Annotated in this window: 23 protein-coding genes, 1 tRNA gene and 4 pseudogenes; 18 read left to right on the top strand and 10 right to left on the bottom strand. The window is 70.9% G+C overall.

Going from position 1 to position 24,729, the window contains the following annotated elements; all coding sequences use genetic code 11:
- The 4 genes and pseudogenes from ACFUJR_RS26750 to ACFUJR_RS26735 form a co-directional block, all read left to right on the top strand.
- Positions 1–1,266, top strand: a 1,266-nt coding sequence (locus tag ACFUJR_RS26750) for a hypothetical protein (RefSeq protein WP_383450787.1), incomplete at its 5' end; no start/stop codon positions are given.
- A 99-nt stretch (positions 1,267–1,365) separates the two neighbouring features.
- Positions 1,366–2,448 (top strand): annotated as a pseudogene (locus ACFUJR_RS26745) (DUF4158 domain-containing protein); the annotation flags it as partial.
- Positions 2,448–4,331 (top strand): annotated as a pseudogene (locus ACFUJR_RS26740) (transposase). The pseudogenes ACFUJR_RS26745 and ACFUJR_RS26740, both read left to right, overlap by 1 nt.
- A gap of 33 nt (positions 4,332–4,364) precedes the next feature.
- Positions 4,365–4,598, top strand: a complete 234-nt coding sequence (locus ACFUJR_RS26735) for a hypothetical protein (RefSeq protein ID WP_383169552.1) — start codon at positions 4,365–4,367, stop codon at positions 4,596–4,598.
- On the opposite strand, the gene ACFUJR_RS26730 is transcribed toward ACFUJR_RS26735, so the two are convergent.
- Both ACFUJR_RS26730 and ACFUJR_RS26725 read right to left on the bottom strand, forming a co-directional pair.
- Positions 4,580–5,212 (bottom strand): hypothetical protein, encoded by a 633-nt coding sequence (locus ACFUJR_RS26730; RefSeq protein WP_383169550.1) that lies wholly within the window; start codon positions 5,210–5,212, stop codon positions 4,580–4,582. The two genes, ACFUJR_RS26735 and ACFUJR_RS26730, sit on opposite strands and share 19 nt — an antisense overlap.
- A 25-nt stretch (positions 5,213–5,237) precedes the next feature.
- On the bottom strand, positions 5,238–6,164 hold the full coding sequence (locus ACFUJR_RS26725; RefSeq protein ID WP_383169548.1) for an NAD(P)/FAD-dependent oxidoreductase: 927 nt from the start codon (positions 6,162–6,164) through the stop codon (positions 5,238–5,240).
- 96 nt (positions 6,165–6,260) lie between these two features.
- On the opposite strand from ACFUJR_RS26725, the gene ACFUJR_RS26720 reads away from it, so the two are divergent.
- From ACFUJR_RS26720 to ACFUJR_RS26690, 7 genes are all read left to right on the top strand, one after another.
- The gene (locus tag ACFUJR_RS26720; RefSeq protein WP_383169546.1) at positions 6,261–6,932 is read left to right on the top strand and encodes a class I SAM-dependent methyltransferase; all 672 of its coding nucleotides are present in this window, start codon (positions 6,261–6,263) and stop codon (positions 6,930–6,932) included.
- A 36-nt stretch (positions 6,933–6,968) separates the two neighbouring features.
- Entirely contained in the window at positions 6,969–7,580 is a 612-nt protein-coding gene (locus tag ACFUJR_RS26715; protein ID WP_383169544.1) for a TetR/AcrR family transcriptional regulator, read from the top strand.
- A gap of 163 nt (positions 7,581–7,743) precedes the next feature.
- The gene (locus ACFUJR_RS26710; RefSeq protein ID WP_383169542.1) at positions 7,744–7,992 is read left to right on the top strand and encodes a hypothetical protein; all 249 of its coding nucleotides are present in this window, start codon (positions 7,744–7,746) and stop codon (positions 7,990–7,992) included.
- Between the two features lie 9 nt (positions 7,993–8,001).
- A complete protein-coding gene (locus ACFUJR_RS26705) occupies positions 8,002–8,208 on the top strand; it encodes a recombinase family protein (protein WP_383169541.1) in 207 nt (68 codons plus the stop codon).
- Positions 8,139–8,618: a recombinase family protein gene (locus ACFUJR_RS26700; RefSeq protein WP_383169539.1), complete on the top strand. Its 480-nt coding sequence runs from the start codon at positions 8,139–8,141 to the stop codon at positions 8,616–8,618. Before ACFUJR_RS26705 ends, ACFUJR_RS26700 begins: the two co-directional genes overlap by 70 nt.
- 141 nt (positions 8,619–8,759) lie before the next feature.
- A tRNA-Ser gene (locus tag ACFUJR_RS26695) sits at positions 8,760–8,832 on the top strand.
- 165 nt (positions 8,833–8,997) lie between these two features.
- Complete coding sequence (locus tag ACFUJR_RS26690; RefSeq protein WP_383169537.1) at positions 8,998–9,396, top strand: transposase; 399 nt, start codon at positions 8,998–9,000, stop codon at positions 9,394–9,396.
- Here the strand turns inward: ACFUJR_RS26690 and ACFUJR_RS26685 are convergent.
- Positions 9,353–9,905 (bottom strand): annotated as a pseudogene (locus tag ACFUJR_RS26685) (hypothetical protein). The gene ACFUJR_RS26690 and the pseudogene ACFUJR_RS26685 sit on opposite strands and share 44 nt — an antisense overlap.
- A 403-nt stretch (positions 9,906–10,308) precedes the next feature.
- Positions 10,309–10,830, bottom strand: coding sequence for a MarR family winged helix-turn-helix transcriptional regulator (locus tag ACFUJR_RS26680; RefSeq protein WP_383169556.1), 522 nt, complete (start codon positions 10,828–10,830; stop codon positions 10,309–10,311).
- A gap of 40 nt (positions 10,831–10,870) precedes the next feature.
- On the opposite strand from ACFUJR_RS26680, the gene ACFUJR_RS26675 reads away from it, so the two are divergent.
- Positions 10,871–11,944, top strand: a complete 1,074-nt coding sequence (locus ACFUJR_RS26675; RefSeq protein WP_383169535.1) for a DMT family transporter — start codon at positions 10,871–10,873, stop codon at positions 11,942–11,944.
- Positions 11,945–11,994: 50 nt separating this feature from the next.
- Here the strand turns inward: ACFUJR_RS26675 and ACFUJR_RS26670 are convergent, their stop codons facing one another.
- Both ACFUJR_RS26670 and ACFUJR_RS26665 read right to left on the bottom strand, forming a co-directional pair.
- On the bottom strand, positions 11,995–13,242 hold the full coding sequence (locus ACFUJR_RS26670) for a benzoate/H(+) symporter BenE family transporter (RefSeq protein WP_383169534.1): 1,248 nt from the start codon (positions 13,240–13,242) through the stop codon (positions 11,995–11,997).
- 244 nt (positions 13,243–13,486) lie between these two features.
- Complete coding sequence (locus ACFUJR_RS26665) at positions 13,487–13,879, bottom strand: VOC family protein (protein ID WP_383169532.1); 393 nt, start codon at positions 13,877–13,879, stop codon at positions 13,487–13,489.
- Positions 13,880–13,926: 47 nt separating this feature from the next.
- On the opposite strand from ACFUJR_RS26665, the gene ACFUJR_RS26660 reads away from it, so the two are divergent.
- Complete coding sequence (locus ACFUJR_RS26660; protein ID WP_383169530.1) at positions 13,927–14,562, top strand: nucleoside/nucleotide kinase family protein; 636 nt, start codon at positions 13,927–13,929, stop codon at positions 14,560–14,562.
- Positions 14,563–14,568: 6 nt separating this feature from the next.
- Here the strand turns inward: ACFUJR_RS26660 and ACFUJR_RS26655 are convergent, their stop codons facing one another.
- Complete coding sequence (locus ACFUJR_RS26655) at positions 14,569–15,288, bottom strand: hypothetical protein (RefSeq protein WP_383169528.1); 720 nt, start codon at positions 15,286–15,288, stop codon at positions 14,569–14,571.
- A 148-nt stretch (positions 15,289–15,436) separates the two neighbouring features.
- Between ACFUJR_RS26655 and ACFUJR_RS26650 the strand changes: the two genes are divergently transcribed.
- Both ACFUJR_RS26650 and ACFUJR_RS26645 read left to right on the top strand, forming a co-directional pair.
- Positions 15,437–16,309 carry a LysR family transcriptional regulator gene (locus ACFUJR_RS26650; protein ID WP_383169526.1) on the top strand — a complete coding sequence of 291 codons (873 nt, stop codon included), beginning with the start codon at positions 15,437–15,439 and terminating at the stop codon, positions 16,307–16,309.
- Positions 16,310–16,360: 51 nt separating this feature from the next.
- On the top strand, positions 16,361–17,335 hold the full coding sequence (locus ACFUJR_RS26645; RefSeq protein ID WP_383169524.1) for a hypothetical protein: 975 nt from the start codon (positions 16,361–16,363) through the stop codon (positions 17,333–17,335).
- 399 nt (positions 17,336–17,734) lie between these two features.
- On the opposite strand, the gene treZ is transcribed toward ACFUJR_RS26645, so the two are convergent.
- The 3 genes and pseudogenes from treZ to ACFUJR_RS26630 all read right to left on the bottom strand — a co-directional run bounded on the left by treZ (position 17,735) and on the right by ACFUJR_RS26630 (position 21,038).
- Positions 17,735–19,486, bottom strand: a complete 1,752-nt coding sequence (gene treZ / locus ACFUJR_RS26640) for a malto-oligosyltrehalose trehalohydrolase (protein ID WP_383169522.1) — start codon at positions 19,484–19,486, stop codon at positions 17,735–17,737.
- An 82-nt stretch (positions 19,487–19,568) separates the two neighbouring features.
- Positions 19,569–19,754, bottom strand: a pseudogene (locus ACFUJR_RS26635) (GNAT family N-acetyltransferase); the annotation flags it as partial.
- A gap of 123 nt (positions 19,755–19,877) precedes the next feature.
- Positions 19,878–21,038, bottom strand: coding sequence for an RNA-guided endonuclease InsQ/TnpB family protein (locus tag ACFUJR_RS26630; protein WP_383169521.1), 1,161 nt, complete (start codon positions 21,036–21,038; stop codon positions 19,878–19,880).
- Between the two features lie 26 nt (positions 21,039–21,064).
- Here ACFUJR_RS26630 and tnpA point away from each other — a divergent pair, with 26 nt between their 5' ends.
- The 3 genes from tnpA (at position 21,065) to ACFUJR_RS26615 (ending at position 24,625) form a co-directional block, all read left to right on the top strand.
- Positions 21,065–21,481 carry an IS200/IS605 family transposase gene (gene tnpA / locus ACFUJR_RS26625; RefSeq protein WP_383169519.1) on the top strand — a complete coding sequence of 139 codons (417 nt, stop codon included), beginning with the start codon at positions 21,065–21,067 and terminating at the stop codon, positions 21,479–21,481.
- A 218-nt stretch (positions 21,482–21,699) separates the two neighbouring features.
- Positions 21,700–22,248 (top strand): DUF1707 and FHA domain-containing protein, encoded by a 549-nt coding sequence (locus tag ACFUJR_RS26620; RefSeq protein WP_383169517.1) that lies wholly within the window; start codon positions 21,700–21,702, stop codon positions 22,246–22,248.
- Positions 22,249–22,408: 160 nt separating this feature from the next.
- Positions 22,409–24,625, top strand: coding sequence for an MMPL family transporter (locus ACFUJR_RS26615; protein ID WP_383169515.1), 2,217 nt, complete (start codon positions 22,409–22,411; stop codon positions 24,623–24,625).
- The last annotated feature ends 104 nt before the right edge of the window (positions 24,626–24,729 follow it).

The following is a 24,729-nucleotide window of genomic DNA, read 5'->3' as shown; positions in this document are numbered from 1 at the left end:
GAGCACTCAACGCTCTACGGGCCGGGCTGGTCCGTCGCGACGCCCAACCGGCATAGCGAGAAGCCACCCCCTTCAGGGGGTGGAGGAGTCACGCGGGAGGAGTTCGCCCGGCCCGTCGGAGCGCAGCGGCAACTCGGCCGCGCCGCCGAGCTGTTCGGAAGCGTTCCGGAACACGCGGCGGACGCGGGCGACGACCCCCGACGGATCGAGGCGGTGATCCGCCGGGCGGGCGAGGAGATCGGCCGGGCGTACGGCGAGAACGACTTCGGCATGGACCGGCTCAACCGGGCCGAGCGCGCCCAGGCGGGCATCGGCGAGCTGTCCGGGCGTCAGTACAACAAGCGCTTCCGGCTGTTGCGCCGCATGGAGGCCAAGCTGGCGAGGATCGTCCACGAACAGCGCCGCTACGAGGTCGTCATGACCGGCAAGGGGGCGATCGCCCACACCCTGCCGTACGAGTCGTTCGCCACCGACCCCGGAACCGCGGCCTTCGTCGCGTACCTCACCGCCCGCGGATACATGCGCAGCGTCTTCACCGACGGCCGCCAGCGCCGGCCGTACGACGAGGTGGCCGACGCCCTGTTCCAGCGGCTGCGCGCGGAGCCCGAGCGCACCGACTGGTACGTGGTCGCCCACGCGCATCCCACGGCGGAGGTCCTCGGACACCTCTCCGACGAGGAGCTCTCCCTGCTGCTCGCCCGCTGGAGCCGCTTCCTGCGGACGGTGGCCGAGCTGCTGGAGGACGCCTGGAACAGGTGCGCCCTGGAACGCGACACCATGATCGTCCGGCCGGGGAACGACTCGTCGACGTGGAACCAGGCCGCGCAGGCCTGGAGTACGGCCCGCGCGCACTGGTTCGCGCTCCTCACCGAGCTGGGGCGGGAGGACTTCCTCGACCGCGTGTGCCCGGGGAAGGTACCCCGGCTGATGGCGGCCGACGTCGCCTACTGGCACCGGAAGAGCGGTGGCGGCCTGCACCCCGACACCTCCGTGTGGGCGGACCTTCCGCTGCCCTGGAAGGTGCTGCGCGGCGAGGAGGAGTGCACGCGCTCCCTCGTCGAGCAGGTCTGCGCGCGGCACGGTGTGGACCCGGGGGCGGGAGGCTGGACCGCGCCGCGCCCCGCCGCCGAACCCGTCGGCTACCGCCGTACACCGGAACTCGTGCACGGCGTCCAGGTCGTGGATCCGCTCATGGCGAGCGCCCTGCGGTCCGCCGGCGTGTTCTCGGGCAAGGGCCGGCGCGCCGCGGCGGGGGAGTGGCTCTGAGGGGGCGGTACCCGGGGTGTCGCCGAGATACGGGTCAAAGGGGCAATGAGTTGATCTTGGAGTCCTGAACGCCTCGGGGTGGTGTAGTTCGTACGGCGCCAGGTGGAGCTCCCGGAGGGCACGCTGCCGCTGTACCGGGCGGAGCGCACGGCCAAGCACCACCGGGGTCTGGTCCGCAAGAAGGTCGGCGTGAAGTACGACCAGGGCGAGGCCCGGCGGATTGTCGAGCGGTCGATCCGCAAGGAGGCTGCGGCGAAGAACCGGCCCGCGGATCTCATCAGCATCGCGCTGGAGAAGGTCGTGGAGGCCGGGCTGGAACTGCCAGGGTTCTCCACCTTCGACAAGATGGCCTCGAAGATCCGCACCGAGGTGAACGCCTCGATCCGCGAGGGCATCCACGACCGGATGACCCCGGCCCAGCGGGCCGGGCTGCTGCGGCTGCTGGAGGAGCGCGACTCGGACGGCACGACGCTGTTCAACCGGTTGAAGAAGCCTGCCAAGGGGCCGACCTGGTCGCACTTCAAGAACCTGGCCAAGCGTCTGGAGTGGCTGGACGAGCTCGGCGACACGTCGGTGTGGATGGAGTCGGTGGCCACGGGGAAGATCACCGACTTTGCCGGGGAAGCGGACGCGGCGGACGCCTCGGAGCTGCGGGACTACGCGCCCATCAAGCAGATCGCGCTGATCGCGTGCCTGACGCACAAGGCGAGGACGCGGGTCCGCGACGACCTGGCGACGATGTTCACCAAGCGTGTCGCAACGAAGATCAAGAGGGCCAAGGAGGAGCTGGAGGCGATCCGGCTCGCCGAGCGGGAGATCGTCGAGGCCCTGATCGGGAACTACCGCACCGTGCTCAAGAACATCGACGACGGTGGCCCCGCCCAGGAGGCGGTTCAGAAGGCCGCGGCCATGACCGCCGAGGTCCGCCATGCTCTGGAGGGCCTGGATGATGAGGCGCCGGTGGACGAGGTCGCCCAGCGGCTGGGCGGCCAGGTCTCTCCGGCGGTCCTGGCGATGGCCAGGCCCTGCTGGTGCAGGCCGGCGGGCTCGGCGCCGTCACGAAGGCGGTGGAGGAGCTCGGCGGGTTCGAGCAGTACGAGCAGATCGAGAAGGTCTCGGCCCATCACGGCAACTTCTGGGAGGTGCTGCTGTACGGGCAGATCGGCCGGGACCGCGCGGTGATGTTCGACCGGGCCGAGAAGCTGGAGTTCACCGAGACGTCCGAGGACCGGCGGGTCTTGGACGCGCTCGCGCACGCGATGCGGCACCAGGGCGCCCGTGGCGAGTACATCACCGCCTTCGACGAGGAGGGCAAGGAGGTGGACATCTCCTTCGCCACGCAGAACTGGCGCAAGGCCGTACTCGACAAGACCCGTACGGGGCAGTTCGTGCGCAAGCACTTCGAAGCGATGGTCTTCACCGCGCTCGCCGAGGAACTGCGCACCGGCGATGTCGCGGTCGTCGGCTCGGAGGAGTACGCGGACTGGTCCCAGCGGCTGCTGGACTGGGAGGTCGTGCAGGAGAAGCTGGGCACTTACCTGGTCGAGGTGGGCCTGTGCGAGGAGGGCGAGACCGACGGATTCGACGCGGTCTGTTTCCGCCGGCAGCTTCAGGACAAGCTCACCGCGGCCGCCGCGGCGGCGGATGCCGGGTACCCGGACAACGAGGGCCTGGTCATCGACCCCGAGACCGGCATCCCGTCGCTGAAGCCGCACCGCTCGGAGGGACAGCGGCCGTCGGCGAGGCGCCTGGAGCAGGAGGTCAAGGCCAGGATGCCGGAGCGGTCCCTCATGGGGATCGTGGCCCGGACCGCGTACTGGGTGGACTGGTGGCAGCGCTTCGGTCCGGCGTCCGGCAACAAGCCGAAGCTGGACGATCCCTTCGGCCGCTACGTGATCACGACGTTCGTGAAGGGCACCAACATGGGCCCGTACGAGGCCGCCCGGCGCATCCCCGGAGTCTCGGGCCACGAGCTGGCGTACACGGTGAACCGGCACTTCTCCATCGTGCTGCTGAACGAGGCGATCGCCGACCTGGTCAACGCACACGCCCGCCTGGACATCCCCCAGGCGTGGGGCGACGGCACCACCGTGGCGGCCGACGGCACCCATATGGACACCTACCTCGACAACCTGCTCGCCGAGACGTCCGTGCGGTACGGCAAGCCGGGCGGGATATCTCCGACACCTATGTCGCGCTGTTCACGCACTTCATCCCGTGCGGGGTGTGGGAGGCCGTCTACATCATCGAGGGCCTGCTGAAGAACTCCTCCGAGGTGAAGCCGACCACCGTGCACGCGGACACCCAGGGCCAGTCCCAGCCGGTGTTCGCGCTCGCGCGCCTGCTGGGCTTCGATCTCATGCCCAGGATCAGGAACCGGAAAGGCCTGACCTTCTACCGGCCCGGCAAGACCACCGGGTACGTGCACATCGACGCGCTGTTCGGAGAGGTGGGGAAGAACGCCATCGACTGGGACCTGGTCGAGTCCCAGTTCAAGCATCTGATGAAGGTCGCGGTCTCCGTACGGGAGGGGGCGATCTCCTCGTCCACGCTGCCCAAGCGGCTGCGCTCGGGCTCCGAGAAGAACGCCACCTACGCCGCCTTCCGCGAGGTCGGCCGCGTGATCCGCACCGTCCAGCTGCTGCGCTACCTTTCCGATCCGGCGCTTCGCCGTCGGGTGACCGCGGCGACGAACAAGACCGAAGCGTTCAACGGCTTCTCGCAGGGGATCGGCTTCGGCAACCGCGGCGTCATCGCGGACAACGACCCGGTCGAGCAGGAGAAGTCGATGAAGTTCAACGCCCTGCTCACGAACGGTCATTTTTCATAACGCCCTGGACATCGCGGAGATCGTGCGGCAGATGCTGGAAGAGGGCTGGACGATCGAGCCGGAGGACCTGGCCCACATCTCGCCGTACCTGACCGAGCACATCAATCGCTTCGGCCAGTACTCCACGCATGAGCTCGGCATCCAGCCCGACGCGTACGAGACGAAGCTGGACGTCGACTTCACCCAGCTCCGCGAGCGGGACCTGACCGCCGCCGGCCTCGGCCAAGCCGCCTGAGCCGGCGTCGGGCGGGTCGGCATCATGAGGGTCATGGACGAGAGGCGCGAACTCACCGAGGACGCGGTGCACGACCTGCTCGACGGCGACGGCCGCGACGCCGGAGAGGACGACGAGTACGAGTGGGTGAGGTGGACGTCCCAGGCGCCCGCTGTGCGGCCGTCACTCTCCCCGCCCGGGCGCCTGGCGCGCACGGGCCCGGTCAGGGGTGCTGGCCTGCCGGGTTCCGGTGAAATTCCGGGTCGGGCCTACCGTTCGCGCGTATGAGGGTGGAGGCGGAAGAGGTAGGCGGTGGCCGGATGGGTGTAGGCGGTGCCTCTGCCCGCGGCGTGGAGTTGTTCGCGGGTGGGGTGGGGCGGGCGTCTGGGCTGCAGGTAGCGGTCGAGGTCGTCGGTGGTGAGGTGGTAGTGGCCGGAGCGGTGGTGGAGGACGGCGGCGAGCCGGTAGCGGGGGTCGAGGTGGGCGAGGCCGGCGTCGGCGTGGCTGTTGTTGGCCAGGAGCCAGCCTTGCGGGCGCAGGCAGCGGGTGGCGTGTTCGGAGACGGGGCCCGCGTACAGGGAGATCACCAGATCCCACTCGGCCGCAGGTAGTTCCGCGAGGGTGCGGGTGTAGTCGCCGGGTACGAACGCGATGCGGGGGTGTTCGGGGTACTGCTTGTGCCGGGCGGCGAGGGTGGTGGCGTCGGGGCCCTGGAAGGCTTTGCGGGCGCGGGCGTCGGCGTCGAGGTAGGTGACGTCGGGCCAGATGTGGGAGGGGGCGAGGTCGAGGTAGCTGCCGGGGTACAGGACGCGGCGGGCTCCGGTGTGGGCGGCCACGGCCTGGTAGAGGGTGGTGCGGTCGCCGATGCGGCCGATGTAGTCGGTGAAGGTCTGCTCGGACACGGAGGGCTCCGGTGGGTCGGGGCGGTCACGCCGGGTGGGCGAAGTGGATGGCGTCGGCGGCTTTGGCGCCGGCTCCGGCGGCGTTCATGGCGCCTTGTTCCCAGGCGGTGGTGAGGTCGCCCGCCGCGTACAGGCCGGGGACGCTGGTCTGCTGGTCGGCTTCGACGGTGACGAAGCCGTCGTCGTCGAGGGCGAGGCCGAGGGTGCCGGCGAGGCGGGTGACGAGCGGGACCTGGCGCTGCGGCGGGGCCCACAGCAGGGTCTGCCGGTCGATTACGGTGCCGTCGGCCATCTCCACCGCGTACAGATCGCCGTCGTGGTGATGCAGCCGGGTGATCTCCCCCTGCACGAGATCGCTGCCGGCGGCCCGCAGGGCTCGGCGGGTCTCCTCCGCACGGTCCATGCCGGGCGGGGCGATGGCGATGACGTCGGCGGACCAGGCACTGAATCCGGTGGCGGCCATCTCGGCGTAGCCGGGGTCGTCGGCGACCAGGCCCCAGGTGCGCTCCGCGTTCTCCCAGCCGATGCAGAACGGGCAGTGGATGACGGTGCGGCCCCAGCACGCGGCGAAGCCCTCGACACCTTCCGGGTGGATGTCGATGACGCCGGTGGCGAGCAGGACGGTCCGGGACCACACCTGTGTGCCGTCGCCGAGCACCGTACGGAATCCGCCCTCCGGCGCGGGTGCGATGTCGTCGGCGGTGATGTCCCCGCGCTCGGCCAGGCCGTAGGCGTCCAGCTCGGCCCAGGCCCGCGCACGGACCTCGGTCGGTGTGGCGCCCTCCAGCCCGATCATGCCGTGGACTCCGCGGGAGGCCGCGTTACGGGGAGCGGCCGGGGACTCCGCGACCAGGGTGCGGTGGCGGTATCGGGTCAGGGCCAGGGCGGCGGTGAGTCCTGCCGGGCCGCCTCCGACGATCACGGTGTCGTACTGCGCGGCGGTGTGGTTCATGGGGCGTCTCCAGGGCGGGCTTGACGAAAGCGAATGACCAGCGGTCATACTACTGACCAACGGTCATTCGATCGTTTCCATTCCCCAGGAGGAACCGTGACGCAGCACACACCCCCAACCCCCGCCCGGCCCGCCGCCCCGCACACCGACTTCGACTGGAATGACATCTACCGTGGTGACGGCAGCGACACCGCAGCCCCCGATCCACTCCTGCTCGCCCCGGCGGAGAGCCTCACGCCGAGACGGGCTCTGGACCTGGGCTGCGGCGCCGGCGGCAACACCCTCGCCCTCGCGGAGCACGGCTGGCGCGTGACCGGCGTGGACCTCTCCCCCCGAGCCATCGCCAGCACCAAAGCCACCGCCTGCGCCCGGAGCCTGGACGACCGGATCGAACTCACCGTCGCCGACAGCGCCACCTGGCATCCCGAGACCACCTACGACTTCGCCCTCAGCTCCTACGCCCTGCCGCCCCGCGGCCCCGGCCGTACCGCCACCCTCGCCACCTTGGCCACCGCCCTCGCCCCAGGCGGGATCCTGGCCCTCGGCGAATGGGACGAGGAAGCCTGCGCTTGGGGGGCGCCCGGGGACCTGGTCGCGCTCCAGGAGCTGACCGAAGCCTTCGCCCGTCTCGGCCTGGAGATCCTGCGAGCCGAACGTAGGCCGGTCCCCGTGCACCAGCACCCCGGCCACGAGCAGGACCCCGCCCAGGATCACGCCGTGATCGTGATCGCGCGCAAGCCGCATGACACCCTGGAGACCACACGCTGACCGGCCCACGGCAGCCCACACCACCGAGGAGAGCCCGTGCCCGCGGAGAGGTCCGCAACCGCCCAGCCGACCGGCCGCTTCCAGCCCCCGGACGTCCGCCGCCGCCAGATCCTCGACGCCACGGCCGCCCTGCTCCTGGACGACGGCTACGAGGCGCTGACCGTCAGCAAGGTCGCCGCCCGCGCCGGGGTCGCCAAGGGCACGGTCTACCTCTACTTCGACTCCAAGCAGCAACTCCTGGCCGCACTCCAGGCCGAGATGTGGGACCGCATGCTCCAGCAGCCCGCCACCCTCCTGGAACAGCCCGGCCTGACCTGGACCGAACGTCTCGACGGGCTCGTCGCCGCCTGGATCGCCGCCGAACAGGACCGCCACGAGCTCTACCACCGGCTCTTCCACGAACCCGGCGGCACCGCCGGCGAGGAACCCATGACCGCCGCCCGCGACCTGCTCGTCACCCTCCTCACGCAAGGTCATGCGGCAGGCGAGTTCGACGTCCCCGACCCCGAACTCACCGCAGACTTCCTCACCCACGCCTACGCCGGCCCCTGCCACCACACCCAGACCGACACCGACATCACCACAGCAGTCCAAGCCCTCTTCCGCCGCGTCGTCGCCGCTCACGCACCGACCGACCCAGCCCCCTGATCACCTCCAGCGAATGTCGTCACTCTCCGTGCTCTCGGAAATGAGTAGTTCTGAGAGGCCGGAGGCCCCCGCCGGACCGTGTCCGGTTTGCCCCTGATCTTCGTTCTCGCAACCTCTCGCAGAACAGCTTTCGCACAAAGCCCATCGCGATAGGTTCTGCGACATGCCAGACCTCGCCGAACCGGCCGCCGCCGTCGAACAGTTCGACTGCTCCACCTGTGAAGCACCCGCCGGAAGCGCCTGCCGCACCCGCGGCGGCAAGGTCGCCCCGAAGTACCACACCCCGCGCTTCATGCTCGTCCCCCGGCTCCGCGCCGAGCTGGAGGTGAAGACGCCCGCCGACCGCGGCCCCGGCCGTGCGTGGGAGATGGGCCCGGCCATCAAGGCCGCCGCACCCGAAGCCGCGACGTAGCCCACGAGAGTGGGCTACGCGAGGTGCAGCGCCGCCCAGCAAGAACTCCAGAGCCAGCTCGACGCCCTGACGGAAGCCGGATGCGACCCGGGCTTCTCCGAGAAGATCAGCACCCGGATCACGGTCCGGCCCGAGTTCGTCAGGCGATGGGCTTCGCCCGCACCATCAAGAAGGCCGTCCCCCACCAGCGGGTCATCTTCACCGTGCACGAGATGAAGCGCCTCGGTCGCGGCGCCGCCGAGCTGCTGACCATCGCCGAGGACCTACGCCACCACCACATCCAGCTCGAACTCCTCACTGGCCCCCTCCAAGGGGTCTACGACCCGTCCGGGCACGGCGCCGTCCTGTTCGCGTTCTTCGCCGGCATGGCCGAGTCCGAGCGCGACTACATCCGGGAGAAGTCCCTCGAAGGCCAGGCGTCCGCCCGCGAGCGCGGCCGGCACGGCGGACGCCCCAAGGTCGTCGACGACGACATGGCCGCATACGCCCGCAGTCTGCGGACCAACGGTGTGCCCGTCCCCGAGATCGCCCGCAAGCTCGTCATCACCTCGGGCAAGAACCAGGGCGAGCGCCCCTCGGTCGCCACCGTCTACCGCATCCTTGCCGAGGATGAAGCGGAGAGTTGAACGGCCATCAGGGCTTCAAGATCAACTCATTGCCTTTGACCCGTATCTCGGCGATACCCCTACCCGGCACGTCGGCCGCGCAGCGGGGCGCCGGAAACGAGTTGACCGGTGCGGCACCGGCTGGTGAGGATGTACACAGGCGGCGAGGAAGCTCTGCGGTGGAGCGCCCGGCTCGATCTCCGGGTGGACGTAGGTTCGAATCCTGCCCTTGCCGCCGCCCTCCGGCTGCGCGCCCGGGTCCGCGAGCGGCTGGGCCGCGACGCGGAGCCGAGTGCAGGTGTGATCGATTCGCAGTCGGTCAAGGGCGGACGCCGTCATCGGCGCCGACAGCCGTGGCTTCGACGGCGGCAAGCAGATCAACGGCCGCAAGCGGCACGTCGTGGTCGACACTCTCGGCCTGCTGCTGGGCGTGATGGTCACGAGCGCGAATGTCGGCGACCGAGCCGCCGCCCAGGTCCTCCTGCGTCAAGTCGCTGACGCCCACCACCAATTGGAGCTGCTCTGGGCCGACGGCGGCTACACCGGCAGCCTCGTCGAGTACTGCCTGGCCACGTTCGCGCTGGTCCTGGCGATCGTCAGACGCAGCGACGACATGCGTGGCTTCGTGGTGCTGCCCAAGCGGTGGATCGTCGAGCGTTTCTTCGCCCACCTCATGCGCACCCGCCGCCTGGCCCGTGACTTCGAACGCCGCACCACCAGCGCCGAGGCGATGATCTACTGGTCGATGATCATGGTCATGACCCGCCGCCTGACCCGCTCACGCCGCGGGCGGGCGTGAACCGGCCCGGCGCCGACTCGGCCAGACAGCCCCGCGCGACCAGGCGTTTCGCCTTCGGCCGCAGCGCCTCCACCCGCGCCGGAACCACGTCCATGCCGAACAAGGCGGCCATCTCCTGGCAGGTCATCGGCTCCTGCCCGAGCCGGGCCCGCTCCGCGAGCGCGGTGAGGATGCGCTGGTAGTCCACCGACAACGCCGACCACGCAAGCCCGTCACGCCACACCGGCACCTGCGACTTCGTCTTCGCCGCCTCCGGCGTCGGCGATACCTCCCCGGCCTGCCCGTCGGCAGCCGGTGCTGTCCGGTCGGCCTGGTCGTGGCCATGCCCGGTCTCACCCGCCGGGGCAAGCACCTCGCCCACCCGTGAGCGAGCGAGGACCCATTCCTTCCAGTCCCGCTCAGCCACGGCCGGTTCAGCCCTGGATGCGGTCGGCCTCCTCCCGCAGCTCGTCCACGCGACGGCGGGCGACGAGCTCACGCTGTTCCAGCAGCCCCACGACCGACGGCATCCACGACCTCCACAGCAGCGGCGACACAGCAGACCACCACTCCCACAGGATCACCGACCCTATGCCCGACCAGCGAAAACGTTGTCCTCAAGCCCGGAAAGACAACAGCTCCTCAGGCTGGCAGAGCTGATGCCATCGCCCCCTTGGTCAACGGCCTGGCGGGCCCTGCGGGCGGAACGGTGAGCACGTTCGGGTTCTGGCTCACTTCCGGCACGGTGAGTGACGATGGGATGCCGCTCTCGCCGTGGGGAAGTCGCCTGAGAACCATCGGGGGCAATCCTGGCGGGGCTGACGGTCGGGGCTCGGCCAGGCTGACTTGGACCTCCTGCGCAGACAGTTCCGCTCTGCTTCCCATGACTCTTGTCTGAGCGGCCGAGGTTCCTGGTCACAGCCCGGAGCCTCGTCACTCACTGCTCGAAGGGCGCGGCTCCATGCGGGAGAGCCAGTTCGTGAGCAGCCCTTCGAGTGCCTCGGCCTCGGCGGGCGTCAGCAGATCCAGCAGGTGACGTTCATTGTGCATGTGGTCGGTGAACGCTCGGTCGATCAGCTCGCGCCCAGGTCGGGTGAGGGCGACAATCCGCCCACGCTGGTCGCCACCCGACCGGCGGCGGGTGACGAGGCCGGCTCGCTCCAAGCGGTCGATTCTCTTCGTCATCGCACCAGTGGTGACCATGGTGTGGGCGGCAAGCTCACCGGGTGCCCGTTCGTAGGGATCCCCTGCACGGCGCAGAGCGCAAAGAACGTCGAACTCTCCCTCACTGAGACCGTAGCGACGGTAGACGAGACAAAGCTCCTCTGTGAGTCGATCGGCTAGGCGGTGCAGTCGGCCGATCACTCCTTGTGGGGTGATGTCGACGTCCGGTCGTTCGCGACGCCAGTCGGCCTGGATGCGAGCGACGTGGTCCAGCGGGTGACGGTGCTCCATGAACACCATGTTAGCTTCCTTGGAAGGTATATTAGGTTCCATGGAAGCTAATATGCGTTGGGGGGCATTGACCGCTGTCGCACCGGTGGCCTGGGGGACCAACTACTTCGTCACACACGAGTTTCTGCCCACGGACCGCCCGCTGTACGGAGCTGCGCTGAGGGCGCTGCCCGCCGGCCTCGTCCTGCTGGCCTTGTGCAGGAAGCGGCCGCGCGGCCAGTGGTGGTGGCGGTCCTCGGTGCTCGGGCTGCTCAATGTGAGCGTGTTCTTCGTGCTCGTCTATGCCGCCTCCCAGCTGCTTCCGACGAGCGTCGCCGCGACCGTCATGGCACTGTCTCCGCTGACGATGATGCTCATTGCCTGGCCCCTGGTGTCCGAGCGGCCCGGCCTTGCGCACATGACCGGCGCCGCCATCGGACTCGGCGGGGTCTATCTCATGCTTTTCACTGGGGTGGAAGGGGTGAGTGTGCCAGGAGTCTTCGCCTCGGCCGCAGCCATGCTGGTGTCGTCCTTCGGCCACATCCTGGCCAAGCGGTGGAGTGCGGATGTCGATGTGCTCGCCTCGACCGCCTGGCAGCTCACCGCCGGAGGCCTGTTCCTGCTGCCAGTCGCTGCTGGGGTGGAGGGCCCTCCACCCCAGCTCTCCCCTTCGGCGCTCCTCGCGTTCGGCTACGCCGCCCTGGTCGCGACTGCGCTAGCCTTCGCCGCCTGGTTCACCGGGCTGCGGCACTTGCCCACGGGGACAGTGGGGCTGATCGGGCTGCTCAATCCTGTCACGGGTGTGCTGCTCGGCACAGCAGTTGCCGGTGAGATCCTGACTGTTCAGCAACTGTGCGGGCTTGCACTAGTCCTGATCGGAGTCGTCCTGGGTCGGCCCACACGCGCGGGCCGCCGCGGCAGCCAGGCACCTCGCCAGCCAATAGCCGACGAGCGCCATGCGCGAGCACCCTCCATGTGTGATCCGCGGCAAGGACCAGGGAAGTCTCACCATCCCACCACGGACGTCACGGACGGTGATGACCTCTCGACTCCTGCGTCAGGCCCGGTGGAACCTGTCACGAACAGATCAGGCCTCAACCCGCCGTCCACCGCTGTCCGTCGCCCCGAGAGGTGATGACCCTCAGCTGCTCTTCGTGGTCGTCGCGGCTTGTCGGGGGGCGAGTCTCAACCGGTCCTCGCGGCCGCCGGTGTCTCCTCGGGGACGGCGTCGGCCCTCGGCTCGTCGGAGCGCCTCCCGCGCCGGGCGAGGTCGGTGACGGCGAGGGTGAGGACGCCCGCCAGGAGGCCCCAGAAGGTCGAGCCGATACCGAAGAGCGTGAACCCGGACGCCGTCGCGAGCAGGGTGACCACGGCCGGCTCGCGGAGGCGGTCGTCCTTCAGGGCCGAGGTGAGGGAGCCGCCGATCGTGCCCAGCAGGCCGATGCCCGCGATGCCCAGGACCAGGGCGGGCGGCATCGCGGTCAGCAGCCAGCCGACCGTTCCGCCGAAGAGGCCGACCAGGAGATAGAAGACGCCGGTCCAGACGCCGGCGACGTACCGCTTCCGGGGATCCGGGTGAGCGGCCTCGCCGCTGCAGATCGCCGCGGTGATCGCGGCCAGGTTCAGGCCGAAGCAACCGAAGGGCGCGAGAACGGCGTTGACCGATCCCGTCCAGGTCAGCAGCGGTGAGACCGGTGTGGAGTAGCCGGCGTTGCGCAGCACCGCGACCCCCGGCAGGTTCTGGGACGCCATCGTCACGGCGTAGAGCGGCAGACCGACGCCGACGAGGACCTGCCAGTCGAACTCGGGGCGTACGAAGGACGGTGCGGCGAGGGTGAGGGCGAAGCCGTCCAGTTTCCAGGAGCCCTGCCACGCGGTCGCCGCGACACCGACGGCGAGCGCGGCGACGACCGCGTACCGGGGGAGCCAGCGTCGGCCGACGAGATACGCCAGGAACATCGGGACGGCGATGGCGCCGTCCCTTTCCATCTGCGTGAACAGCTCGGTGCCGAACTGGAGAAGGACCCCGGCGAGCAGCGCCGAGGCGAGCGGCACGGGAATCCGGTTCATGATCCGCTCGAAGAAGCCGGTGACCCCGCTGACCACGATGAGGACGGCGGACAGCAGGAACGCCCCGACCGCCTGTGCCATCGTCACGCCCTGCAGCCCGGTGGCGAGCAGGGCGGCGCCGGGAGTCGACCAGGCCGTCACGACCGGGGCCCGATGGCGCAGGGACAGGCCGATGCAGGTGACGCCCATGCCGATGCCGAGGGCGAAGACCCACGAGGTGAGCTGGGCGGAGGTCGCCCCGGCCGCCTTGGCCGCCGTGAAGACGACGGCCACGGAGCTGGTGACGCCGATGAGTACGGCGAGGAATCCGGCGGCGACGGCGGAGACGGGCGCGGCGGACTGGACGTGTCGTAGGAAAGCCATGGCCAGGGAATCGTGGCACATCGCGCGTGCCCGGCCACAGCGAGTTTTCCACAGGCCTTGTCCCGTGGGCCGCGATGGCCGCAAGACCAGGAGTGATCCACTTCGGGGAGGGGAAACGATCAAGGGAGATCAAGGGAGGGTCCAGGCCTCGGCGCGGGTGCCGTTCCCACCGCCGGCCGGCACGCCTCCCGGCGTGACGCCACCGGCCGTCACGCCCCCTCCCGCCCCGGGTGCCCGCTCTCCCTCAGCCCTTCGGCTGCAGCAGGTCCCAGCGGTTGCCGTACAGGTCCTCGAAGACCGCCACCGTGCCGTACGGCTCGTGGCGCGGTTCCTCCAGGAAGCGGACGCCGGCCGCGGTCATGCGGGCGTGGTCGCGGGCGAAGTCGTCGGTGTGGAGGAAGAAGCCGACCCGCCCGCCCGTCTGGCGGCCCACGGCGGACTCCTCCTCCGGGCTCTTCGCACGGGCCAGGAGCAGGCCCGTGCCGGCGGCGGCCCCGGCGGGGCGGACGACGATCCAGCGGGAGCCGTCGTCGCGGGCGGTGTCGTCGACGAGGTCGAAACCGAGAGGGCCCGTGTAGAAGGCGAGGGCCTCGTCGTAGTCACGGACGACGAGAGTGACGAGAGCGATGAGGGACATACGTCCAGGTTATACGTATGACCGGAGAGGTGCCACGCGGTGCGACAATGCACCGCATGGACGCCCAGCTGCTCGCCGAGCTCACCGACCGCGCCAGGCACCTCGCCCTCGCCGGGGAGCGGCGGATCCTGGGGCTCGCCGGGGCGCCCGGAGCGGGGAAGTCCACACTCGCGGCCCGGCTCGTCGCCCGGCTCGACGGGCTCGCAGCCCTGGTGCCGATGGACGGTTTCCACCTGGCGCAAGAGGAGCTGGAGCGGCTCGGCCGCGCGGAGCGCAAGGGGGCGCCGGACACCTTCGACGCCGCCGGGTACGCCGCCCTGCTCCTCCGGCTCCGCGCCCCCGAGCCCGGCACCACGGTCTACGCCCCCGCCTTCGACCGGGCCCTGGAGGAGCCGGTCGCCGGAGCGATTCCGGTCGCGCCGGAGGTCCCGCTCGTCGTCACCGAGGGGAACTACCTGCTCCACGACGAGGGGCCGTGGGCCTGTGTCCTGCCCCTGCTCGACGAGGCCTGGTTCCTGGAGCTCGACGACAACCGCCGGGTGCCCCGGCTCGTCGAACGGCATGTCCGCTTCGGCAAGGACCGTGCCCACGCCGAGCGTTGGGTCCGCGAATCCGACGAGTCCAACGCCCGCCTCGTCGCCCGCGGCAGGGACCGCGCCCACCGCGTCGTCCCCATGGGCTAGGCCGTGTCAGCGGGTTCGGCGGGCGTGGTCCGTGGCCGCCCTCGCCAACGCCCGTACGATCGGGTGCGGCTGTGTCCCGTCGCTCGCCAGCTCCGGCTGGAAGAGCGTGGCCAGGAAGAAGGGGTGGCCGGGCAGTTCCGCGATGCGGACGTGACCGCCCTCGTCCTCGCCCGTGAACCGCAGACCATGGGCCTGCAGAGTCTCCAGATGGCGGCTGTCCGGTCCGTAGTCGCAGTGGTAGCGCTCCGTCGTCCGTTCGGCGCCGAGCACCGACTCGGCGAGCGATCCCGGCGTCACGCGCACCGGTCCCTCGTGGCCGACCAGCGAACAGGCGAGGGGCGCGATCAGCAGGTCGTCGCCGGCTGCCGCGGGGTCGTTCTCGGCATGCGCGGCGGAGGTCAGACCGCAGACGTCACGGGCGAACTCGAGGAGTGTGTGCTGGAATCCGGCGCAGGTGCCGAGGAACGGGATGCCTTCCTCGCGGGCGGTGCGGATCGCCGCCAGCGCGCCCGCCTCACTCGCGTACGGACTCCCCGGCAGCACCCACACCGCGTCGAAGTCCTTGACCGCGCCCGGCGCCTCCGCGTCGCCGGTCGGGATCCAGTACGCGTCGAGGACAAGGCCGTCCCGCTCGGCCAGCGCGTCGAGCAGGGCGGGTACGCGGACATGGGACTTCACATGCGGAGAACGGTCGCCGACGAGGGCGACGCAAGGGGTGTGCGTCATGCCGACCATGCTGGTCGGAGCCGCGGGTTCACGTCCAACGAGGATTCCTGCACCCGCGATCGCGATCGCTGATGGGAGTGGCGGACGTACGGAGGCAGCCGTCGGCGGTTCGGCCTCCGGCCCCGGGCACGTCTACGCTCGGGATCCCATGGATCCGCACCACCTCCGTACCTTCGTCACCGTCGTCCGGTTCGCCTCCTTCTCCGAGGCCGCCCGCGCGCTCGGCTACACCCAGTCCGCCGTCTCCCAGCACATCGCCGCCTTGGAGAACGACCTCGGCCAGCCGCTCCTCGGGCGCCGGCCCGTCGTGCCCACGGCGGCGGGAGAGCGGCTGCTCGAACACGCCGGCTCGCTTCTCCTCCGGCTCGACGCAGCCCGCGCCGACCTCGCCCGGTTCGCCGCCGCGCCCCGCGAGACGCTGACCCTCGCCGCCTCACCGCTCGCCCTGCACCCCCGTACCCTCGCCGCCCTGCCCGCCGCCGGAGTCACCCTGCGCACCCTGGCCCGCGACGAGGTGCCCGTCGCCGTCGCGACAGGAACGGCCGACCTCGGCCTGGTCGACGGACTCGCCGCCCCCAGCGACCCGTTGCGGCTGCCCGACGTCGCCCCGCTCACCGCCGTCCGCGTCGCCGAGGAGCCGGTCGCCGTGGTCCTGCCCGCCGGGCACCCGCTCGCCGGCCGCTCCGGCCTTCGGCTCGCCGACCTCGTCGACGCCCGCTGGCTCGACGCCCCCGACGCGGGCGTCCCGCTCGACCGGCTGCGCTCCGCGCACGGCGGCCCCACCGGCCACGGCTTCCGCACCGCCCTGCGCCACGAGGGCACCGACTCACGCGTCCTCGGGGCCCTGGCAGCCGCCGGGCACGGCCTGACCCTGCTCCCCGTCTCCCTCGCCGCGACGATCGCCGGAGCCGTCGCCGTACCGCTGAGCGCCCCGCGCCTCGTCCACCGTGTCGAACTCCTCCACACCGGCCCCGAACCCTGTGGCCCGGCCGCAGAGTTGGCCGGACAGCTCGCCGCATGACCGGGGACACCCCCTAGGCTGGACCCACGGCGAGCAGGAAGGTGGGCGGACGTGGGGCTGTTCCGGCGAGGACCCAGGCGTGACGGTGACGAGGCGCCGAGGGACCCCGAGTTCACGTACTTCTCGCAGCGCGAGGCCGCTCTCTTCCGCAGCCGCGTCCGCGAGGCCTTCGCCGAACTCGGGCTCGAGGTCACCGTCTACGCCGACTCGGTGCGCGACTCCGACGGCCGCGCCTTCGGTCTCGGCAACCTCGCCGCCGTCTGCCACAACGACCGGCGCGGATCACGCGTCTGGCCCACGCTGATCCGCCGCCATGTCGGCCTGGTGCTGCGTACCATGGACGGCCCCTCCGCGCTCGACACCCTCCGGCCCGAGCAGATCCGTGCCCAGCTCTACCCCCGGGTGGTCAGCGGCGAAGGCATCGACCCGGGGACCTTCGGGTACGCCCGCAGCGTCGCGCCCGGACTGTACGAGATCCTCGCCCTCGACCTCCCTGAGAGCGTCATGATGCTGACGGACGAGGCGCTCGAACCGCTCGGCGACGTCGGGGAGCTGCGCGACCGGGCCCTCGCCAACCTGCGCGGGCTGCCCGTCGAGGCCCACGAGACGGTACGGGACGCCGACGGCATGAGCTTCGAGGTGATCCTCGGCGACTCCTTCTACACCGCGAGCCGCGTCCTCGACCTGGACGCCGTGGTCCGGCGCGTGACCGGGCGGCCGCTCGGCGAGCACGGGGCCCTGGTCGCCATGCCGTTCCGGCACCAGCTGGCGTTCCACCCGATCCGGGACACCACGATCGTCCCCGCGCTCGGCGCGATGGCCTCGTTCGCCGCCTCGGGCTACGAGGACACCCCCGGTGCCATCAGCCCGTACGTCTTCTGGTGGCGAGGCGGCAGGCTCACCCAGCTCAGCGACCACGACGAGGACGGCGGAGAGCTGCGGATCGTCGTCGGCGAGGACTTCCACGAACTGCTCGAACGCCTCATCGCCCAGGGGCCCGGACACGGCGGCCAGGAACCGCGCTGATCGGTCCCGTCCTCCGCCCCCGACGGGCGGGATGACCCCAGGTCGCGTACGCCTGAGTCCCGTAGGCCGGGGTCCTCTGCCCGCGAGCCGCGTACGCCGGGGTCCTCTGCCCGCGAGTCCCGTAGGCCGGAGTCCTCTGCCCGCTAGCTTCGTACGCCCGAGCCCTTCACCGCCGGCGACTACCGTGCCCGGATGGACCGCGCCGCCGAGTCGGCCGCCGGCGCCGGACTCGTCGGCGTCCTCGTCGCCTCCGGCCCGGACCCCGTCCGGCGACGACGATGACGAACGCGACCAGCAGGACGGAGCGAGGGTCTCCAGGCGGTGATCCGATCGGCCCAGGTCGCGGCCCTGCCCGGCGCACCCGGCCCGGCGCACCCGTCCCGGCTCACCCGGCCCGGCTCACCCGTCCGTCAGGACCACCGCGCACTCCGCCGGGAGGCGCAGCAGGCCGTCCGGGCCAGGGGCGTCGACCGGGCTCCAGGAGGCCAGGACCCGGTCGCGGCCGTTCGTGCCGAGCGGGATCTCCGCCGCCTCCTTGCCCAGGTTGACCGCGATCCGCAGCACCCCGCGGCGGAACGCCAGCCAGCGGCCCTCCTCGTCGAACGCGACCCGCACCGCGGCCAGGTCCGGGTCGGTGAGGTCCGGCAGCGTACGGCGCAGCGCGATCAGCTCGCGGTGCCAGGCCGCGAGCCGGTTGTGCGGGGCGCGCTCGCGCTCCGTGCGGTCGAGGACCGAGCGGTCCCGGGTGGCCGGATCCTGCGGGTCGGGGATGTCCTCCGCCGCCCAGCCGTGCTCCGCGAACTCCCGCCGCCTGCCCTGCCGTACGGCCTCCGCCAGCTCCGGGTCGGTGTGGTCGGTGAAGTACTGCCAGGGTGTGGTCGCGCCCCACTCCTCGCCCATGAAGAGCATCGGCACCGAGGGCCCCGTCAGGACCAGCGTCGCCGCGCAGGCGAGCAGCCCGGGGGAGAGGGTCGCCGAGAGCCGGTCGCCCTGCGCCCGGTTGCCGATCTGGTCGTGCGTCTGGGCGTAGCCCAGGAAGCGGTGCGCGGGTGTACGGACCCGGTCCACCGGCCGCCCGTGGTGACGGCCGCGGAAACTCGAGTACGTGCCGTCGTGGAAGAAGACATGAGTCAGCGTCTTGGCGAGCGCGGCCAGCGGGGCGCGCGCGAAGTCGCCGTAGTAGCCCTGGGACTCGCCGGTCAGCGCCGTGTGCAGCGCGTGGTGGAAGTCGTCGTTCCACTGGGCGTGGACGCCCAGGCCCCCCGCGACGCGCGGGGTCGTCGTCCGCGGGTCGGCGAGGTCCGACTCGGCGATCAGGAAGTGCTGGCGGCCCTGCTCCCGGGCCAGCTCGTCCACCGCCTCGCTCAGCTCCTCCAGGAACGTCAGCGCCCGGTCGTCCACCAGGGCGTGCACGGCGTCAAGCCGGAGCCCGTCGATCCGGTAGTCCTGGAGCCAGGCGAGCGCGCTGTCCAGCAGATAGCGGCGGACCTCGTCCGAGCCCGGCGCGTCCAGGTTCACCGCGGCTCCCCACGGCGTGTGGTGGGTGTCGGTGAAGTACGGGCCGAAGGACGGCAGATGGTTGCCGGACGGCCCGAGATGGTTGTGGACCACGTCCAGGACCACGCTCATCCCGAGCCCGTGCGCCGTGTCGACGAACCGCTTCAGCGCCGTCGGCCCGCCGTACGGTTCGTGGACCGCCCACGGCGCCACGCCGTCGTACCCCCAGCCGTGCCTTCCCGGGAAGGGGCAGAGCGGCATCAGCTCCACATGGGTGATCCCGAGCCCGGCCAGCTCCCCCAGCCGCTCCGCCGCCGCGTCGAGGGTGCCGTCCGGGGTGAACGTCCCGACGTGCAGCTCGTACAGGACGGCGGCGCGCAGCCGCAGCCGCGGTGCCTCGTTGAACCAGACGTACGCGGAGTGGTCGACGACCGCGCTGAGGCCGTCCGGGCCGTCCGGCTGACGTCGGGACCGGGGGTCGGGGAGCACCGGCCCGCCGTCCAGGGAGTAGCCGTACCGGTCGCCGTCCCCGGCCGGTACGACTCCGGTCCACCAGCCGTCCCGCTCGGCGTCCCGCTCCAGCGGGTGTCCGGTGCCGTTCAGCTCCAGCGTCACCCGGTCACGGGCCCGCGGGGCCCACACCTCGAACAGCACCGGCCGATCCCCTCGTCGATGGGTACCACACGCAACGTGAGCCGCGACCCTGGCGCAGCGGCTACGGCGTCCATCCTGGCAGTCAGGACCTGGCCGCGCCCGGCGTGTCCCACACGAAGTCGATCGCCCGCTGGAAGGTCGCGTACCCCGTCCGGGCGAAGGCCCTCGCCATCGGTACGTTGCCCAGGTCGGTCGCCGCACGGATGCGCGGCACGTCCTGGCCGGCCAGGACGCGTGTGCCCTCTGCGAGGATGTCGTCGATTTGACGCTCTCCCCCGTAAACGGGGGAGATTCCCACCGTGTCGCCGCTGTTTCCAGCACGTGCGTAGTGGTTCCTGCTTCATCGCCCACTGCCCGGCGTGCCGGGTCTCATGCGGGCTCCACAGGCGTTTTACGTGTCCGGGCGTCCCTCGGCCACGATGCGCCGTCCTTCACGGCGGATGTTGCGTTCGGCGTTCTCGTCCCGGTCGTGGACGGCTCCGCAGGAGCACGTCCACTTCCGGATCTTGAGCCCTGCCAGTCCCTTGGGTCCTTCGATGCTTCCGCAGCCTGGCGCTGAGCAGAGCTGAGTGCTCGGGAAGAACCGGTCCACCTTGGCGAAGATGCGCCCGTATCGGGCGCACTTCGCTTCCAGGGTGCGGGCGAACATGCCCAGGCTCTGGTCGTGGAGGGAGTTGGCGCGCTTGCCCTTCTTCGATCCCATGCCCTTCACGTTCAGGTCCTCCAGGTACACGGCTTGGCTCTCGCGCGTGATCTTGGTGGTTTCCTGCTCGATGAAGTTGCGACGCCGGTCTGCGATCTTGGCGTGGATCTTCGAGACGACGAGTTTCGCCTTCCGGCGATCGGCCGAGCCTTTCTGAGCCCGGGAAAGCTTGCGCTGCGCACGTCGCAGCTTCTTCTCCTGACGCCGGAAGAACTTCGGGGAATTGATCTTCCGGCCCCGCAGAACGGCGTAGGTGGACAGGCCCAGGTCGATCCCGGTCTCGGTCTCGTCCACGTCCAGCTCGGGCAGCGGCTTTCCCTCGGTCTCCACCACGAAGCTGGCGAAGTACCTTCCGGACGCGTCCTTGACCACGGTCACGGACGACGGGGTGGAGGGAAGTTTCCGGGACCACTTGACCTTCACGTCGCCGATCTTCGGAAGGCTCAGCGCACCGTTCTCGGTGATCGAGAAGCGGGCGTTGGCGGTGAAGCGGACGGACTGGCGGCTGGTCTTCTTCCTGAACTTCGGCGGCCCCATCTTCGGTCCCCTGCGGGTGCCGTTCTTGGAGGCGAAGAAGTTGGAGTACGCGGTCTCCAGGTCCCGGAGGGACTGCTGGAGCACTACGGCCGACGCGTTGTCCAGCCAGTACCGTTCGTCGGTCTTCTTGGCGTCGGTGACGAACCGCTTCGAGAGTTCCGCCGCGGTCGGGCGCTTGACTCCCTGCCTGTAGGCGTCCTGACAGGCGCGAAGAGCGTCGTTGAAGACGACACGGGCGCACCCGAACGCCTTCGCCAGCATGATCCGTTGCGGGGCGCTCGGGTGCAGCCGGAACTGATACCGGAGCTTCATGCCGATCACCGTACTGCAGTTGGTTTATGGCTGACATGCAGAATATCCGTACAGGCAGGCATTGCACGTTCGTGCTTCACGCGCACTTGGTTTTCGTGACGAAATACCGGCACAAGGTATTCACCGACACCCACCTCAAGCGCATGGAGGAGATCATGCGCGCCGTCTGCACCGACTTCGAATGCGAGCTGATCGAGTTCAACGGCGAGAACAACCACGCCCACCTCCTGGTGAACTTCCCGCCGAAATTGGCCCTGTCGAAGCTGGTCAACAGCCTCAAGGGCGTCAGCTCACGCAGGCTCCGCCAGGAGTACCCGGAACTGGTCCGGCACTACTGGCGGGCACAGCGACTATGGTCCGGCTCGTACTTCGCCGGATCGGTCGGCGGGGCCCCGCTGTCGATCGTCCGTCAGTACATCGAGCAGCAGAATCGTCCGACGTGACCTGCGCGTCAGAGCGGTGCCGGGAATCGCTTCACCACCGGGCTGAAGCCCGGTGCACCGCGATTGGTCCCGCTAGCAGCGATCTTGGTCGAGACGGCACGTGGTTTCTCCGGTCGGGCCCGGCCCAGGTCACGGGTGGGGAGGGTGTTCGCGGACCCCGTCGGCACTGTGCCGCCCCGTTCTGGACACTTCGGGTCCGCCGGACCGACAATCACGGTGTGACGACGCCCTTCGAGTTCTCCACGCACCCCGCCCGGCTCTCCGACGCCGAGCGGGACCGCGCGCTGGTGCTGCTCCGTGAGGGTGCCGCCCAGGGCAGGCTCTCGCACGACACCTTCCTGTTCCGCATGGAGCGGGCGCTCGTCGCCCAGAGCCCGGACGAACTCGCCCTCCTCACAGCCGATCTGAGGACCGAGTCCGGCTGGACACGGCGCGTGGTGGGCGCCGTGGAGAAGATGTCCGCGTTCACGGCCAAGCTCGGCCGGGCCTGGCACGCCGAGCGGTTGCCGAAGCTGCTGCTGCCCGAGCCGGGTCCGTACCCGCTGCGGATCGGCCGTGATCCGATGAACGGGTTGCGGCTCAGCCACGAGACGGTCTCCCGGATGCACGCCGAACTCTCCCTCCAGGACGGGCTCTGGGTGCTGCGCGACCTCGGCTCGACCAACGGCACCGTCGTGAACGGACGCCGGGTCACGGGCGCGGTGGCCGTCCGGGCCGGAGACATGGTCGGCTTCGGACAGATGTCCTTCCGGCTCTCCGTGCGCTGACGCTCTCCGTGCGCTGAGGCTCTCCGTGCCTCCGAACCCCCGCCGCGTCCGAACCCCCTTCTGTATCACGGGGATTCCCCTACCGGTGGGGCTAACCCCCCTGTGGTCCACCGGAGTCCACCAGTGACCGCACGGTGCCTCCGACGGGAGGCTGGCCACCATGAGAAGAACAGGTCAGCAGTCCCCGACACCCGCGGGGTCCCAGGGCACGGTACCGGTCACGGTCCGAACGGCTCGGTGGTGTGCGACGCACCCGGGCAGGGCGCTCGCCGGCTGGGTGCTCCTCCTCGCCGTCTGCATCGGCGCCGGGGCGACCGTGGGCACGAACAAGGGCACGTTCGCCGACTTCTGGATCGGTGAGGCGGGGCGGGCCGAGGCCATGGCCTCGGGCAGCGGACTGACGCAGCCGCCGGTCGAGCAGGTGCTGATCGAGCGCACCGCCCGGACGGCCGGCGACGAACCCTCGGTCGCGGCCGGTGAGATCCGCCGGCGGATGGAGGCGCTCCCGTCCGTCGAGAAGGTCGACGCGCCGGTAGCCTCGCGCGGCGGCGAGGCGGTGCGTGTGGCGGTCACCCTGCGCGGCGACCGGGAGACCGCGAAGAAGGACGTCGAGACGCTGCTCGCCCAGACCGCCGAGGTCCGGCGGGCCCACCCCGGCCTGACGATCGAACAGACCGGCAGCGCCTCCGTCTCCGTCGCGGTCGACGACCGGCAGGGCCAGGAGCTCCGGCGGACCGAGATGATCAGCCTCCCGGTCACCTTCCTCATCCTCCTCGTCGTCTTCGGCGCGATCCTCGCCGCCGGAATCCCCGTCCTCCTCGCGCTCTTCTCCTTCGCCGGCGCGGTCGGTCTGTACGGGCTAGCCTCCTGGGTCTTCCCGGACGCGGGCGGCGCGGCGCTCAGCGTCATCTTCATGATGGGCATGGCGGTCGGCGTCGACTACTCGCTCTTCTACCTCAAGCGGGCCCGTGAGGAGCGCCAGCGCTCGGGCGGCACGCTCTCGCACGCCCGGGCCGTCGAGCTGGCCGCGGCGACCTCGGGTCGCGCCGTCGTCGACTCCGGGTTCGCCGTCGCGCTCTCCCTCGCGGGGCTCTACCTCGTCGGGGACGTGATCTTCTCGTCGATCGCCACGGGGGCGATCCTCGTCACGCTGGTGGCGGTCGGCGGCTCGCTGACCGTACTGCCCGCACTGCTCGCCACGCTGGGACACCGGATGGACGGCGGCCGGCTCGCCCGCCGCCGTCGCCGCGGCGGAGAAGGACGCGTGTGGGCGGCGCTGCTGCGTCCGGTCGTGCGCCGCCCGCTCGTGGCGCTGGTGGCGGGCGTCGCCGCGACCGTCGCGCTGGCCGCGCCCGCGCTCGGCATGAGGCTCGGTACCGAGGGCAAGGAGACGTTCCCCGACAGCATCCCGGCCGTCGCCGCGTACGACCGGCTCGTGCGGGCCTTCCCGTCAGAGGGGCCCGCGCATCTCGTTCTCGTACGGGGTGAGGATCCGGCCGCGCCCCTGCGGAAGCTGGGCGCGGCGACGCGCGGCGACGCCCTCTTCGCCCAGGACGGGGCGCCGGTCGTACGGATCGCGGAGGACGGGCGTACGGCGCTGCTCGCGCTGCCCGTCCCGTACGCGGCGAACTCGCCCGAGGCCGCCCGCTCCCTGGCCCTGGTCCGCGACCGCCTCCTGCCCGCCGCCGTCGACGGCACGCCCGGGCTCCAATGGGCCGTCTCCGGCGAGATCGCCGCCGGCGCCGACTACGCGGCGCACCAGGAGTGGCGGCTCCCCTGGGTGATCCTCTTCGTCTCGCTCGCCACGCTGGCGATCATGTACGCCGCGTTCCGCTCGGTGGTGGCGGCGGCGCTCGGCACGGTCCTCAACCTGGCCGCGGTCCTCGCCGCCTGGGGCGTGCTCACCCTGGTCTTCCAGGGGACGTGGGCGGAGGGCCTGTTGGGCTTCGAGTCGCTGGGCTTCGTCGGCTCCCGCACGCCGCTGATGGTGTTCGCGATCCTGGTGGGACTCTCCACGGACTACCAGATCTTCGTCGTGAGCCGGATCCGGGAGGCCGTACGGCGGGGTGCGCCGACCAGGGAGGCCGTGGTCGACGGGATCGCCGGGTCGGCGAGTGTGGTGACGGGCGCGGCGGTGATCATGGTCTCGGTCTTCGTGAGCTTCCTCTTCGTCGACCGCATCGAGATGAAGCAGATCGCGGTGGGTCTGACGGTCGCGGTCCTCCTCGACGCGATCGTGCTGCGGGCGGTGATCCTCCCGTCGGCGATGGCCCTCCTCGGCGACCGCGTCTGGTGGCCGCGGCGGCCGACCGGGACGCCGGCGCCGACGCCGGGGCTGCGGTCCGGCGGGGTGGCGGAGGGGAAGGTCCTCGTCTGAACCGTCGTCCCGGCGCGAGCCGTTCACCCCGCACGGCTCGCGGGGCGCGTGTCGCACCGCGCCCCGCGAGAGGCGAACGTGATGACGGCGTACGCGGGTCGAGG

Origin of the sequence: Streptomyces sp. NPDC057271, assembly GCF_042668715.1 — a bacterium.
GTDB lineage: Bacteria > Actinomycetota > Actinomycetes > Streptomycetales > Streptomycetaceae > Streptomyces.
Note: the sequence above shows the minus strand (reverse complement) of the source record. Positions and strands in the feature narration are given on the sequence as shown.

Bases quoted from the DNA above. Each gene is read 5' to 3' on its own strand.
- ACFUJR_RS26735 (WP_383169552.1), top strand. From the start codon at position 4,365: ATGGACGAGAGGCGCGAACTCACCGAGGACGCGGTGCACGACCTGCTC.
- ACFUJR_RS26725 (WP_383169548.1), bottom strand. From the start codon at position 6,164: ATGAACCACACCGCCGCGCAGTACGACACCGTGATCGTCGGAGGCGGC.
- ACFUJR_RS26710 (WP_383169542.1), top strand. From the start codon at position 7,744: ATGCCAGACCTCGCCGAACCGGCCGCCGCCGTCGAACAGTTCGACTGC.
- ACFUJR_RS26700 (WP_383169539.1), top strand. From the start codon at position 8,139: ATGGGCTTCGCCCGCACCATCAAGAAGGCCGTCCCCCACCAGCGGGTC.
- ACFUJR_RS26680 (WP_383169556.1), bottom strand. From the start codon at position 10,830: ATGGAGCACCGTCACCCGCTGGACCACGTCGCTCGCATCCAGGCCGAC.
- ACFUJR_RS26675 (WP_383169535.1), top strand. From the start codon at position 10,871: ATGGAAGCTAATATGCGTTGGGGGGCATTGACCGCTGTCGCACCGGTG.
- ACFUJR_RS26670 (WP_383169534.1), bottom strand. From the start codon at position 13,242: ATGGCTTTCCTACGACACGTCCAGTCCGCCGCGCCCGTCTCCGCCGTC.
- ACFUJR_RS26665 (WP_383169532.1), bottom strand. From the start codon at position 13,879: ATGTCCCTCATCGCTCTCGTCACTCTCGTCGTCCGTGACTACGACGAG.
- ACFUJR_RS26660 (WP_383169530.1), top strand. From the start codon at position 13,927: ATGCACCGCATGGACGCCCAGCTGCTCGCCGAGCTCACCGACCGCGCC.
- ACFUJR_RS26655 (WP_383169528.1), bottom strand. From the start codon at position 15,288: ATGACGCACACCCCTTGCGTCGCCCTCGTCGGCGACCGTTCTCCGCAT.
- ACFUJR_RS26650 (WP_383169526.1), top strand. From the start codon at position 15,437: ATGGATCCGCACCACCTCCGTACCTTCGTCACCGTCGTCCGGTTCGCC.
- ACFUJR_RS26630 (WP_383169521.1), bottom strand. From the start codon at position 21,038: ATGAAGCTCCGGTATCAGTTCCGGCTGCACCCGAGCGCCCCGCAACGG.
- tnpA (WP_383169519.1), top strand. From the start codon at position 21,065: ATGGCTGACATGCAGAATATCCGTACAGGCAGGCATTGCACGTTCGTG.
- ACFUJR_RS26615 (WP_383169515.1), top strand. From the start codon at position 22,409: ATGAGAAGAACAGGTCAGCAGTCCCCGACACCCGCGGGGTCCCAGGGC.